The 12772-nt window shown below is 58.9% G+C and carries 11 protein-coding genes, 3 tRNA genes and 1 other RNA gene; 13 read left to right on the top strand and 2 right to left on the bottom strand.

Annotated elements, in window-relative coordinates; genetic code table 11:
- Positions 1 to 243 precede the first annotated feature (243 nt).
- Positions 244 to 1041 (top strand): glutamate racemase, encoded by a 798-nt coding sequence (gene murI, locus DXX99_RS08510; RefSeq protein ID WP_115793072.1) that lies wholly within the window; start codon positions 244 to 246, stop codon positions 1039 to 1041.
- 12 nt (positions 1042 to 1053) lie between these two features.
- Entirely contained in the window at positions 1054 to 2031 is a 978-nt protein-coding gene (locus tag DXX99_RS08515) for a 2-hydroxyacyl-CoA dehydratase family protein (protein ID WP_115793073.1), read from the top strand.
- Here DXX99_RS08515 and DXX99_RS08520 read toward each other — a convergent pair.
- Entirely contained in the window at positions 2028 to 3062 is a 1035-nt protein-coding gene (locus DXX99_RS08520) for a transglutaminase-like domain-containing protein (protein ID WP_115793074.1), read from the bottom strand. The genes DXX99_RS08515 and DXX99_RS08520 overlap by 4 nt on opposite strands.
- A gap of 223 nt (positions 3063 to 3285) precedes the next feature.
- Here DXX99_RS08520 and DXX99_RS11350 point away from each other — a divergent pair, with 223 nt between their 5' ends.
- From DXX99_RS11350 to DXX99_RS08545, 6 genes are all read left to right on the top strand, one after another.
- Positions 3286 to 3525, top strand: a complete 240-nt coding sequence (locus DXX99_RS11350) for a hypothetical protein (RefSeq protein ID WP_134642982.1) — start codon at positions 3286 to 3288, stop codon at positions 3523 to 3525.
- 34 nt (positions 3526 to 3559) lie between these two features.
- Entirely contained in the window at positions 3560 to 5569 is a 2010-nt protein-coding gene (locus tag DXX99_RS08525; RefSeq protein ID WP_165847790.1) for an S-layer homology domain-containing protein, read from the top strand.
- A gap of 52 nt (positions 5570 to 5621) precedes the next feature.
- Positions 5622 to 5698: transfer RNA gene (locus DXX99_RS08530), tRNA-His, on the top strand.
- Between the two features lie 12 nt (positions 5699 to 5710).
- Positions 5711 to 5786, top strand: a tRNA-Gln gene (locus tag DXX99_RS08535).
- A gap of 11 nt (positions 5787 to 5797) precedes the next feature.
- Positions 5798 to 5873, top strand: a tRNA-Lys gene (locus tag DXX99_RS08540).
- A gap of 71 nt (positions 5874 to 5944) precedes the next feature.
- Entirely contained in the window at positions 5945 to 6865 is a 921-nt protein-coding gene (locus DXX99_RS08545; protein WP_115793076.1) for a DMT family transporter, read from the top strand.
- A 10-nt stretch (positions 6866 to 6875) separates the two neighbouring features.
- Here DXX99_RS08545 and DXX99_RS08550 read toward each other — a convergent pair whose 3' ends face one another.
- Positions 6876 to 7127: an AbrB/MazE/SpoVT family DNA-binding domain-containing protein gene (locus DXX99_RS08550; RefSeq protein ID WP_115793102.1), complete on the bottom strand. Its 252-nt coding sequence runs from the start codon at positions 7125 to 7127 to the stop codon at positions 6876 to 6878.
- 158 nt (positions 7128 to 7285) lie between these two features.
- Here DXX99_RS08550 and rnpB point away from each other — a divergent pair.
- The 5 genes from rnpB to lonB all read left to right on the top strand — a co-directional run bounded on the left by rnpB (position 7286) and on the right by lonB (position 12772).
- Positions 7286 to 7653, top strand: an RNA gene (gene rnpB, locus DXX99_RS08555) — RNase P RNA component class A.
- An 84-nt stretch (positions 7654 to 7737) separates the two neighbouring features.
- Complete coding sequence (tig, locus tag DXX99_RS08560; protein ID WP_115793077.1) at positions 7738 to 9036, top strand: trigger factor; 1299 nt, start codon at positions 7738 to 7740, stop codon at positions 9034 to 9036.
- 64 nt (positions 9037 to 9100) lie between these two features.
- Positions 9101 to 9703 (top strand): ATP-dependent Clp endopeptidase proteolytic subunit ClpP, encoded by a 603-nt coding sequence (clpP, locus tag DXX99_RS08565; protein ID WP_115793078.1) that lies wholly within the window; start codon positions 9101 to 9103, stop codon positions 9701 to 9703.
- Positions 9704 to 9714: 11 nt separating this feature from the next.
- Positions 9715 to 10977, top strand: a complete 1263-nt coding sequence (gene clpX, locus DXX99_RS08570; protein ID WP_115793079.1) for an ATP-dependent Clp protease ATP-binding subunit ClpX — start codon at positions 9715 to 9717, stop codon at positions 10975 to 10977.
- Between the two features lie 121 nt (positions 10978 to 11098).
- Entirely contained in the window at positions 11099 to 12772 is a 1674-nt protein-coding gene (gene lonB / locus DXX99_RS08575; protein ID WP_115793080.1) for an ATP-dependent protease LonB, read from the top strand.

The raw sequence follows: 12772 nt of genomic DNA on the forward strand, positions 1-12772 counted from the left end.
AGGTGAGGTATTCGATAATCTTCCTGCTTTACGGGGTTCGGTGACTCCACTAACCAAGGCTCTCAAAGCTTTGAGCCGAAATGTCAGTCTTCTCTGGTAGTTCGCTCTGGTTCGGGGACGGTGGGGGCTCAGGACTCCTACAGTGGGTTGACACGATCCACGATCAAGAAGACTAAACTTCTTGATGTAGCTCCGCTATATAATAGTAGCCTGGGGGCTTTATTTTTTTGGGAGGCTTGGTCGATGGCTGATGCGCGGCCTATAGGACTTTTCGACTCGGGTGTGGGGGGGCTCACCGTGCTGGCGCAGGTGGTCCGCCTGCTACCACACGAGTCGGTCGTCTACTTTGCCGACACCCTAAATTTGCCTTACGGTGACAAAACCCCGGCGGAGTTGGTGGCCCTGGGAGACCGAATAATCCGCTTTCTCTTAGCCCAAGGGGTCAAATGCGTTGTGTTCGCCTGCAACACCAGTTCTTCTATATCGCTAGAGGTGTTGCGGCGGCGCTATCCCGTTCCCATGCTGGGGCTTTTACAGGCGGGCGCCCGTATGGCCCTAAAGTCTTCCCGCCAAGGGCGCATAGGCGTCTTGGCCACCGCGGCCACGGTCAAGAGCAAAGCCTACGAGAAAGCTATAAAAGATCTTTGTCCCCGAGCCCAGGTCTTTTCCCAGGCAGCTCCCCGGCTGGTTCCTCTGATCGAGCGTGGGGAAATAGATACGCCGGAGACCGAAGCGGTTCTGCGGGATTACCTGAAACCCCTGAAGGAGGCGGGCATCGACACCCTGATCTTCGGCTGCACCCACTACCCCTTCCTGGCTCCGTTGGTGAGTTCCTTCATGGGACCGGAGGTGGTCTTGGTGGACCCGGCGGTGGCCGTGGCCGAGGAGTTAAAAGAGCTACTCCGCCGAAGAGGGCTTCTGGCCAACAGCGCTCCTTCTCACCGCGTTTTTGTCAGTGGTGACCCGGAAAACTTTGACCGCCTGGCGCGCAGGCTCTATCCTGGTTCCTTGCCTCCTGCCGTCCGGGTGGAGGCTGGATGAGGGGGGCTCCTCATGAAGGTAGGGCTCACTACCACCATACCCGTGGAAGTTCTGGTGGCGGCCGGAGAAACGCCGGTGGATCTGAATAACGTCTTCATCACCTCACCCGATCCGGGATCCTTCCTGGAGGTGGCGGAAAGGGCTGGCTATCCCAGAAACGTTTGCGCCTGGATCAAAGGCATTTACGGTGTGGTCATGCAAAACCCGGACATAAGGACGGTAATAGCGGTGACCCAGGGGGACTGCAGCAACACCCATGCCCTGATGGAGACGCTGGAGTTGGAGGGGATCGAGGTTATCCCCTTCGCCTACCCCTACGACCGCCACCAGAGACTTTTAGAACTTCAAATCGAGCAGCTGATGGAGCGCTTCGGCGTGAGTTGGGTGGAGGTGAGGGAGGCCAAAAGGGAGCTCGACCGCATAAGGGAAAAAGTGTGGCTCATAGATGAGCTCACCTACACTACCGGCCAGGTCACCGGGGAGGAGAACCATTTCTACCAGGTTTCCTGCAGCGACTTCATGGGCGATCCCTGGAGCTTCGAAAAAAGAGTAGAAGAGTTCTTACAGGAAGCAAGGGAGCGCCCCCTGGTCGAGGTAGGGGTAAGGTTGGGATTCATCGGGGTACCCCCCATATTCACCGACCTGTATTCCTACCTAGAAGAGAAGGGGGCGCGGGTGGTCTTTAACGAGGTGCAGCGCCAGTTCACCATGCCTTTCAAAACCACCGACTTGGTAGAGCAGTACCTGCTCTATACCTATCCTTACGGGATTTTCCCTCGGCTAGAGGACATAAAGCGGGAAATAGAGCGGCGCCGAATTCAGGGTCTTATCCACTACACCCAGAGCTTCTGCTTCCGCCAGATAGAGGATCTCATCGTACGCCGCTGCTTGAAGATCCCGATCCTTTCCCTGGAGGGGGACAGGCCGGGGCCGCTGGATGCCCGAACCCGCATCCGTCTCGACGCCTTCCTGGAGATGCTGGCCTTTTAGCTTAAGGGGAAAAAGCGTGCCGGAGCCTGGGCGTAAAAAGGCGGAACGGTGCCAGCCGGCCATGCGGGAGCAGTGCTTTCCAGATAAACGTAGGCGGACCCCGGCAGGTGGTAGCAGTGAGGGGGAGCTGCACTGCATTTAACCCCCACCGCCAAGTGCCCTCGGTTGCCTAGGTCCACCAGCACCAAAGCGGTGTCGTATCCCATCTCTCGTAGAAGGCTGGCCAGTAGCACGGCCTTGCCCTTGCAATCTCCCCCATCCAGCAAAGTTTCCACCGGATACTGGGGATAGTAACGATAAACACCGGGGACGTACGGTATCGCTTCCTGGACAAAGGCGGTAACAAATTCTACCCTTCCCCACGGGTCTGCCGGAGCTACCTTTTCCAGTACTTGGGCCAGAGCCCTGACAAGCTCCCGGTTAAGCCCTTCCTCGGCGTAGGGCAGGCAGCCATGGTACCAGGCGTAATAGTCGAGGGGACGCCGCGCAAAGCGTCGATAGAGCTCGGTTGGGATTGAAAGGCGCCACTCCCATTTTTCACCTCGATAGTGCCAGGTGTATTCCCTGAAAGGGGCCGATGGTGTCTCCCCCTTCGGCTCTGGAGTCGCCGTGCTCAGGAACCGGGCTACGGCTGTTGCCGGAACCAGCATTTCTCTCCCTTCGCGGCGAGGAGAAAAGGGGAGCTCCACGCGCGTAAGCCTTTCCCCACCCGCCTTTCGGGGTAAAGTCACGGTCAACCTTGTGCCCCCGACGGTAAAAGTGTAGATACTCTCGGTGACGGATGCCCTATCCGGGATCACCGCCAGCAGATAAGGGCTTCCTGCTGCTATCCGCAACAATAGCCCGTCGGACCGAAAAACCAGCACTTCGTCCTCCCCAATCCATGTTTGCTCCGCCGGCACACCGGCACTTGCGAGCAGAGAAGAGAGGGACACCAGTTCCTGCCCTCCTGCTCTCGACTGAGGAACAGCCAGAAAGATGAGCAAGAGGGTAGCGAGGAGAAATTTTCTCTTGCGCTTCATGACCATCACCGAAGGCCACAGTGCCTTCTGCTGTAGTTATCGGAGCACCGTGCAGGTGGAACATAGGGCAATAGTCCTTTTCTTCTGTTCCATCGATTCCGTCAATCCAGGTTTAAATCCTTAAGAGTTCCTTATTGCCATCTAGGCCAGTAGACTGGTAAGCTAATTGGTGATACAAGTATTAAAACAGGGGTGAGAGCAGGTGCAGTCGAAATGTAGGTTATGTATCAGTATGTTGTCGATTTTTGTCTTAATACTCATCTTCCTGGTGACGGGAGGGATTTCTCCTTCCCTTGCTGCCGCAGCTGACGATTACAGCGGTCAGGCTTCCTGTGAAATGTTGCGCCTGAGTGGATTGCCGCTACTCCGCATCGACCCCATTCTGGCTAGCTCCAAGGCGCAGGTGGACAGTGCTTCCACCCCTCATGCTTACGGCGAAGGCGTTGGAAGCCAACAAGCCTCTGGCTGTTAACTCGGTTCCGGGTCAGGGTACGCGTGAAGGGGCCTTGGCCAAGCTGGAAATACCTTCGGGTGTTTCGTTCCTTCCTGCTGTCGAAGTATCCGGTCTTTCAGCCCAAGCGGACACCAGCTTTGGAGCTCCTTGGAGGGCGAGCGCGCAAAGTTCTATCAGTCAGATAAGCATTAAGGAGCTGGGGATAAGCAAGTTTTTGGCGGTGAACGCGCTTCAGTCCACAAGCCGGGTCGAAAGCTACAACTACTGCCAGCCGGTCAAAGTGGTGAGCGAGAGCAACGGTAGTGGAGCCACCATCGTGGCGCTGGGCGGTAATCTTGAAATTGAAGGATTGCGGGTCCAGGCCAGGGCCGAGGCTACGGGGAAACCGGGCGGAGCCAAGGCCAGCTTTACCTGGTCGGTGGCGGATATCAAGTTCATGGGGAAAAGCATCCTTAAGGACCTAAGGGCTAGCGGCAGGTTGGACTTGCCGCCTCTGGCTCGACTCTCGCTGGGATCGGCGAGCCGTGACTGCGCTTCTGACGGCACTTATGCGCGGGTGAGCGGCAGCGCCCTCAGGCTGGAGCTTTTGCTCAACAATATCGTTATCGATATCGGCCACGCTCAGGCCACGGCTCGCACCTCAGCGCCGACCGCTTTGGCGCCCGTTCTGGTTGGGGAGAAGAGTGTGGACAAGGGGACGGCGCGACCTGGGGACACGCTCAACTACACCATCACCTTGAAAAACACTGGCACGGCGCCGGCCACCAGCGTGGTGGTAACGGACCAGGTGGACGGTAGCCTGAGCAACGTGGTGGTGCAGGATGGAGGCAGCTACGACGCTTCCAGCCGGACCGTCACGTGGCAGGTGGGGACCTTGGGTGCGGGGCAGAGCGTGAGCCTGCGCTTCAGCGCCGTTATCAGGAGTGACGTGGCGTCGGGCACGGTGATCAAGGACACGGCAGTGTACAAGAGCTCCGAGACCCAGCCAGGTAGCACCAACACCACCGAGACCACTGTCAGCCTTCCTTCTAGTGGCGGTGGTAGCGGCGGTGGTAGCGGTGGCGGTAGCGGCTCTGGCGGTGGTAGCGGCGGCGGTAGCGGTGGCGGCTCTGGCGGTGGTGGCGGCGGTGCAACCACGCCGGAAGCCAGTGGGGGCGGTGAGGCCGTGCCTCCTCCCGTCGAGGCCTTGCCTGAGGGGACCATCGTGGACCGGATGCCGGGATACCTTGTCTTCTCCGCTCCGGTCAAACTGGATGACCCCGGTAGCGAGTTTTACTTGGATTACGATCCGGCCAGGTCGGACAACAATCCTGACCGCCATCCTCGTGCCTATTACTGGAACGAGCGGTTCAAGAAATGGGTGGCTCTGGCCACCTACCCCGCCGGGGAGAAGCGAGTAAAGGTGGTTAATGACGGCAACTATAAGGGCTGGTTCACCGTTTTCGGCGTGATCGAGCCCAGTTTCACCGGAGTGACCGGACACTGGGCCGAAAACACGGCCAACCGCATGAACGGGTTGGGCTTGTTGGAGGGCTATCCCAACCCCCAGGATCCGGCCTCCCTATCCGGTCGTCCAGCCGGTCTAGATCGACCTATCACCCGTGCCGAGTTCGTTTGCGTCTTGACCCGGATCCTGGGCATGAACCCTGGCGATGTGATGTATAACGTGCTCAAAAGGCCTTCTCCGGCGGAGTGCGACCTGATTCTCGAGGGCTACAAAGGGGTGCCCAAGTGGGCCAGGTATAATATCGCAGCCGCTATAGCTTCCGGCATTGCTGTGGGCAGAGCTCCTCGCGACTTCGCGGGCGATGAGCCCATTACTAGAGTGGAAGCTGCGGTGATGGTTTCTAATCTCCTTAAAAAGGTCCCTGGTTACCAGTGGAAACCGGCTGATTTCTCCAACTTCAAGGATGCTTCGGAGATCCCTGAGTGGGCCAGGGGCGCTATCGCCGAGGGTATCCTCAGGGGCTATTTGGACGGGACGATCAAACCGCAAAACGATATAACGCGGGCGGAAGCGTTGACGGTGCTTTTGCGTCTTATCCGAGCTCTGGGCTGGTAACCGGGTTAGTTGACACCGCCTTGGCCTTTTGCTAAGATTTAATTTGCAGGTGGTGGATGTAGCTCAACTGGTCAGAGCGCCAGACTGTGGATCTGGAGGTTGTGGGTTCGATTCCCATCATCCACCCCAAAGTTTTGAAGCTGGGGCGTAGCCAAGGGGTAAGGCAGCGGACTTTGGATCCGCCATTGCGTTGGTTCGAATCCAACCGCCCCAGCCAGAATAGAGAGTGAGCCATTAGCTCAGTTGGTAGAGCACCTGACTTTTAATCAGGGTGTCGGGGGTTCGAGTCCCTCATGGCTCACCATTAAGAAACCCCAAGGCTCCCGGGCAACCGGGGGCCTTAAACTTTGACCGCACCTGGGAGGTGCGCTCGTCTTGAAGACCAAAGACGTTCTTTTACTCCTCCTGGTCACCCTGCTGTGGGGGCTAACCTTTCCTCTGGCCAAGTTCGGCAGTGAATTTATTCCCCCGCTTCTTTTCGCTGCCCTCAGATTCTTGCTGGGGGCCGTCTGCCTTTACGGCTGGTGGGTCGGGCAGAGGAAAAGAGTATGGCACGCCAGAGCCAAATTCTGGCCTTATTTGTCTTTGGGGCTTTTGCAAACAACGGCCATGGGCGGAGCTCTTCACCTGGGAATAAGTCTGGTCAACAGTAGCTTGGCAGCCATTGTGCTTTACTCTTATCCCCTGTTTTTTACCTTGTTTGCCTATCTCTTGCTTCAGGAAAACCTTGGCTTGGGCCAGGCTGCAGGACTGCTCCTAGGCTTTTTGGGGCTCGTATTGGCCATTGATCCTTGGCAGACCTGTCTCCCCCATAAAGAACTTTTGGGGACAGTGGTCATTCTATCGGGAGCGGTAAGCTGGGGACTGGCTAGTGTCTACCTCAAGGCGGCCTTTCGAGAGGAGGATAAACTGGAGGTAACCACCTTCCAGATGCTCTACGGCTCTCTGCTCCTTCTTCCCTTCGCTTTGCTTGAAGGGGTAGGGCGCTTCTTTTGGACGCCGGTAGTGGTGGGCGTACTCCTTTATACCGGTGTCTTCACTTCGGCGGTGGGTTTCGCTCTGCTTCTTTCTATCCAGGCTAGCTATCCGTCTAGCCAGACCGGCGTCTTCCTTTTTTTGGTACCGGTTTTCGGAGCGTTTTTCAGCCACCTGTTACTGAAAGAGGCGCTTGGCTGGAATCTGGTGCTGGGCTTGATCCTAACTGCTTTAGGCGTGGTGGCCGTTAACCGGTATGTCGCTCCGGCCGAAGGTATGGCAAACGGAAAGAGCCCCTCCAAGCCTGGAGGGGCTCTTTAAAGCCTCTTCTTTAAAGCAGCTTTTCCAGTTCGGCAAAACAGTCGCGGCACACCTTTTTCCCGCGGAACTCGAACACGTTGTCCACCCGACCGCAGAAAAGACACCCCGGCTCGTAAAGCCGGAGGATGATCTCCCCTTTGGCCTCGTCGATGAAGAGTTCCAGGGGCGTACCGGGGCCCCAGCCCAGGCTCCGCCGAAGCTCAGCCGGCAGGGTTACCCTTCCCAGTTCGTCGATCTCACGCATACTCACGAAGACCTTCATCCGTTCCACCCTCTCCCCCTCAAGACAATTTGGTGCTAAAATTTTCACCTGTAAAGGATGGTAACACAAAAAGCGGGGAAAGGCGATACTTTTTTGGTGACACCCTTCTGCTTCGTCTATCTGAACCGTGAGTGCTATAATGGAAGTAAGGGGGAAAGCGAGTAAGCCGGGTGGTCGCGGGCACAAGGGCCGCGAGGCCGTGCCTGAGGAAAGTCCGAGCTCCACAGGGCAGGGTGCTGGGTAACACCCAGCGGGGGCGACCCCAGGGAAAGTGCCACAGAAATGCAGACCGCCTGCCGCTCATCCAAAGGAAAGCGGCGGGTAAGGGTGCAACGGTGCGGTAAGAGCGCACCAGCAGCCGGGCGACCGGCTGGCTAGGTAAACCCCACCCGGAGCAAGACCACATAGGGGGACAAGGGAGTGGCCCGCTCCGTCCCCGGGTAGGTCGCTTGAGGCACCAGGGCAACCGGTGCCCCAGATAGATGACCACCCTCGACAGAACTCGGCTTACAGGCTTACTCGCGTAAAAGCCCCCCGTTTTGCTATAATAACTTCATCTACTTGCACGAGCATCTTTAAGGAATAAACTGGATAAAGACGGGAGGAAGCCATGCGGGCATCGACTAAGCATTTGGGCAACAGTACGGTCCTTTTGGAAGTGGAAGTGGAGGCGGAAAGGTTTGACCGGGCGCTGGAGCGCGCCTACCGCAAGCTGGTTAAAGATCTGGAGATTCCCGGCTTCCGCAAGGGTCGCGCTCCCCGACCGCTGGTGGAACGCTACCTAGGTAAGGAGCGCTTTCGCCAGGAAGCGGCCTGGCTTTTGCTGGAGGAGGTCTACCCGGAGGCGGTGGAGAGCGCCGGCATAGAGCCGGTGTCCCGCCCAGAGATAGAGCTGGTGCAGGCGGAAGAAGGAAAGCCCTTGGTGTTCAAGGCCAAGGTGGAAGTGAAGCCGGAGGTTACTTTAGGGGAGTATAAGGGAATAAAGGTCACACGCCGGGTGAAAGAGGTGACGGAAGAGGAAGTGGAAGCTGAGATCGAGAAGCTAAGGAAGCGCTACGCCCGGCTGGTGACGGTGGAAGAGGGAGAAGTCCAGGACGAGGACATCGTCACCCTGGACTATAAATTGATAGTGGGAGAGGAAGTCTTAGCTGAGGAGAAAGAGAGGGAAATAGAAATCGGGCTCGGTTACCTGGGGCCGGAAGTGGATGCGGCCCTCAAAGGGGCGCGCCCGGGCGAGGAGCGAGAGGTGAAAATAAGCTTCCCGCCCGAGCACCCGGAGCCCAAGCTGGCGGGGAAGGAAGCTTTACTCAAGGTAAAGGTTCGGTCGATACACCGGCGCGAGCTGCTACCTTTGGACGACGAGCTGGCTAAGGAGGTAAGCGAGTTCGACACCCTGGAAGAGTTGCGGGCGGATATCCGGCAGAAGCTCGCCAAGGCGGCCGAGGAGGAAGCCGACCGGCAGGTTAGACGCGAGGTAGTAGAGAAAGTGGTGGCCAATGCCCAGGTGGAGCTGCCCCCCTCGCTGGTGGAGGCGCGCACCGACGAGTTGCTGGAAGACGTGCTGGCTGCCGCCGAGGGCAAAGGGGTTCCGGCGGACCGGTTCTTTGAGCTAGCCAGGGTCACGCCGGAAGAGATGCGGGAGCGCCTGCGCCCCGAGGCGGAGCAGAGCCTGAAGGTGCGGCTGGTTCTCGATGCCGTGGCCGAGGCGGAGAACCTTCAGGTAAGGGAGGAGGAGGTTAAGGCCGAGGTGGAAAAGATCGCCTCCCTCTACCGCCAGGATCCGGAGCAGCTATACCGCTCCCTGGAAGAGGAGGGGAGGCTGGAGTTCGTGCGGGGGAAGTTGCGGCGCGATAAAGCCATAGATTTCCTGGTATCCCAGGCGGTGATCGAGGAGGCCGAGACCGCTTAGCCCCTCTTTTAAAAAGAGGGAGAGAGGGTTTATCATATAGATTGAGGAAAGGAGGGAAAAAGGGATGTCCTCTTTGCTGGTACCCATCGTGGTAGAACAAACCAGCCGGGGTGAGCGGGCTTACGACATCTATTCCCGGTTGTTAAAAGACCGGATTATTTTTATTGGCGGTCCCATCGACGACCACCTGGCCAACCTGGTGATCGCCCAGCTCCTTTTCCTGGAGGCTGAGGATCCGGAAAAGGACATTCACCTCTACATCAACTCGCCGGGTGGCCTGGTGACGGCGGGGATGGCCATCTACGATACCATGCAGTACATCCGGCCGGACGTCTCCACCATCTGCCTGGGGCAGGCAGCCAGCATGGCGGCCTTCCTTCTGGCGGCGGGGGCCAAAGGGAAGCGCTATGCCCTTCCCTACGCCCGGATCATGCTGCACCAGCCTCTGGGGGGGTTCCAGGGGCAGGCGACGGAGGTGGAGATCCACGCGCGGGAGATAATGCGCATGCGGCAGGTGTTAAACGAGCTTCTCTCCAAACATACGGGGCAGCCGGTGGAGAAGATTGCGCAGGACACGGAAAGAGACTTTTTCATGTCGGCGCAGCAGGCCAAAGAGTACGGCCTCATTGATGAGGTCATCACCATGCGCAAGAAGCCGGCCAAATAAGGGGGATTTTTATGTTTCGTGACGATAAGGATAAGAGTCAGCTCAGGTGCTCCTTCTGCGGCAAGACCCAGGATCAGGTGAAGAAGCTGGTAGCGGGTCCCGGCGTCTACATCTGCGACGAGTGCATAGAGCTCTGCAACGAGATCATCGAGGAGGAACTGAGCGAGGATCTTTCCGCCGAGCTCCGCGACCTGCCTACCCCAAAGGAGATAAAGGAATTTCTGGATCAGTACGTCATCGGGCAGGAGCACGCCAAGAAGACGCTGGCGGTGGCGGTTTACAACCACTACAAGCGGGTGCACCTGGGCGGCAAGATCGACGATGTGGAACTCCAGAAGAGTAACATTCTCATGCTGGGCCCCACGGGGTGCGGCAAGACCCTGCTGGCCCAGACGCTGGCCCGCTTTTTAAATGTGCCCTTCGCCATCGCCGACGCCACCACCCTCACCGAAGCTGGTTACGTGGGTGAGGATGTGGAGAACATCCTCTTGAAGCTGGTGCAGGCGGCCGACTACGACATCGAAAAGGCGGAGCGGGGCATCGTCTACATCGACGAGGTGGACAAAATCGCCCGCAAGTCGGAGAACCCCTCCATTACCCGGGACGTCTCGGGTGAGGGAGTGCAGCAGGCCCTTTTGAAGATCCTGGAGGGGACCATCGCCAACGTGCCGCCGCAAGGAGGGCGCAAGCACCCGCACCAGGAGTTCATTCAGATAGATACCACGAACATACTTTTTATTTGCGGCGGAGCTTTCGAGGGCATAGAGAAGATCATACAAAGCCGGATAAGCCGCAAGAGCATGGGCTTCGGAGCTGAGTTGATGGTGCAGCGGGAACAGGATCTGGGCAAGATCCTGCGCCAGATCCTGCCTCAGGATCTCCTGAAGTTCGGGCTCATACCGGAGTTCGTGGGGAGGCTGCCGATCATCGTAACGCTCGACCCCTTGACGGAGGACGACCTGGTGCGGATCTTAACCGAGCCCCGCAACGCCCTCATCCGCCAGTACCAGAAGCTCTTTGAGCTCGACGGGGTACAGCTGGAGTTCCAGCCGGAGGCGATAAGGGCCATAGCGCAGGAGGCCTTGCGTCGCAACACGGGGGCGCGGGGGCTCAGGGCCATACTGGAGGAGATCATGCTCAACGTGATGTACGAGATCCCCTCGCGCGGGGACGTGACCAAATGCATAATCTCCCGCGATACGGTGCTCAAGCGCGAGCAACCCATCCTTATCACCATGGAACGGGGCAAGCGGAAGAAAGAAGGGGCCGTTTAAAGCCAATTCTGCCGGATACACCGAGGCCACCTCGGAAGGGGTGGCCTTAAAATTTTCATAAATCCGGGAAAGCCTGGCAATAATAGCTGGAGAAAGCTTGACCTTTGGTGGAGGAAAGAGCATGGACGAGGTTTTCCGCTGGACCACGGTTCTTACCCTGGTGCAGGTCTTTTTCGGTGTAATCATCGGCCTTTACTTTTGGAACCTCCTGCGGGCGCAGCAGAGCAGCCGGGTGGCCCTGCGCCGGGAATCGGCACATGAGTTGGAGCGGATAAGAAAGCTGCGGGCCATTTCCCTCTCCGAGCCACTGGCGGAGAAGGTGCGGCCTCAAAGCTTCGCGGAGATAGTGGGCCAGGAGGAGGCGATAAAGGCCTTGAGGGCGGCCCTTTGCGGCCCCCACCCGCAGCACGTACTGCTTTACGGCCCTCCTGGCGTGGGCAAGACGGCTGCTGCCCGCCTGGTGTTGGAGGAGGCCAAGCGCAGCCCCCTCTCCCCCTTTGGCAAAGAGGCCAAGTTCGTAGAGATAGACGCTACCACCGCCCGCTTTGACGAGCGGGGCATTGCCGATCCCCTTATCGGCTCCGTGCACGATCCCATTTATCAGGGTGCCGGTCCCCTGGGAATGGCGGGCGTTCCCCAGCCTAAGCCGGGGGCGGTCACCAAAGCCCATGGCGGGATTCTCTTCCTGGATGAGATTGGGGAGCTGCACCCCATACAAATGAACAAGCTTTTGAAGGTGCTGGAGGACCGCCGGGTCTTCCTAGAAAGCGCCTATTACTCTCCCGACGACCCCAACATACCGGCTCACATCCACGACCTTTTCCAGAACGGTCTCCCCGCCGACTTCCGGCTGGTGGGAGCTACCACTCGGCCTCCGGAGGAGCTCCCGCCGGCTCTGCGCTCCCGCTGCGTGGAGATCTTTTTCCGGCCTCTTGTCCCGGAGGAGATAAAGCTCATTGCAGCCAACGCCCTCAAGCGCCTAGGCCTGAAGGCGGAAGAGGGGGTGCTGGAAGTGGTGGCCAAGTACGCCACCAACGGAAGGGAAGCGGTGAACATGGTCCAGCTGGCGGCGGGCTTAGCCTTGGCGGAAGGCCGGAAGGACATAAGGGTGGCGGACATGGAGTGGGTGGCCAGCCTGGGGCAGTACGATCCCCGCCCCGAGCAGCGCCTGCCGACCCAGCCCACGGTGGGCCTGGCGGTAGGACTGGCCGTCTGCGGCCCTAACCAGGGCACGATCCTGGAGATCGAAGCGGCGGCCGTACCCCGGGCCAGGGGCAAGGGGAGGCTGGTCATCACGGGAGTGGTGGAAGAGGAGGAACTCGGGCAGCGGGGGCGGCGCTTCCGCCGGAAGAGCACGGCTAGGAGTTCGGTGGAGAACGTCTTGACCGCACTGCGCGCCCTTTTACGCGTGGAGCCGATGGATTACGATCTCCACGTGAACTTCCCAGGAGGGGTGCCGGTAGACGGGCCCTCGGCGGGCCTGGCGGTGGCGGTAGCGGTCTACTCGGCCCTGACGGGGTTGCCGGTGGACCACCGCTCGGCCTTCACCGGTGAGGTTTCCATCCACGGGCAGGTGAAGCCGGTGGGAGGCATCGTGCCCAAAGTGATGGCGGCGGCCAGGGCGGGAGCCCGGCGGGTATTCATCCCCCGCGAAAACTACCAGCAACTCTTCCAGGAGTTAGAGGGAACAACTGTCATTCCGGTGAGCCATCTGGAGGAAGTGGTAAAGGAAGCCCTGGTGGCGGGCGATTCCCCCGCCGCCCGGACCCTCTCCGCTCTGGGGCTCGGCCTTTAA

The organism is Ammonifex thiophilus (assembly GCF_003368535.1).
GTDB lineage: Bacteria > Bacillota > Desulfotomaculia > Desulfotomaculales > Ammonificaceae > Ammonifex > Ammonifex thiophilus.

Excerpts from the sequence above, each read along its gene's own strand:
- murI (WP_115793072.1), top strand. The coding sequence starts at position 244 with ATGGCTGATGCGCGGCCTATAGGACTTTTCGACTCGGGTGTGGGGGGG.
- lonB (WP_115793080.1), top strand. The coding sequence starts at position 11,099 with ATGGACGAGGTTTTCCGCTGGACCACGGTTCTTACCCTGGTGCAGGTC.
- DXX99_RS08515 (WP_115793073.1), top strand. The coding sequence starts at position 1,054 with ATGAAGGTAGGGCTCACTACCACCATACCCGTGGAAGTTCTGGTGGCG.
- DXX99_RS08550 (WP_115793102.1), bottom strand. The coding sequence starts at position 7,127 with ATGAAGGTCTTCGTGAGTATGCGTGAGATCGACGAACTGGGAAGGGTA.
- clpX (WP_115793079.1), top strand. The coding sequence starts at position 9,715 with ATGTTTCGTGACGATAAGGATAAGAGTCAGCTCAGGTGCTCCTTCTGC.
- tig (WP_115793077.1), top strand. The coding sequence starts at position 7,738 with ATGCGGGCATCGACTAAGCATTTGGGCAACAGTACGGTCCTTTTGGAA.
- DXX99_RS11350 (WP_134642982.1), top strand. The coding sequence starts at position 3,286 with ATGTTGTCGATTTTTGTCTTAATACTCATCTTCCTGGTGACGGGAGGG.
- clpP (WP_115793078.1), top strand. The coding sequence starts at position 9,101 with ATGTCCTCTTTGCTGGTACCCATCGTGGTAGAACAAACCAGCCGGGGT.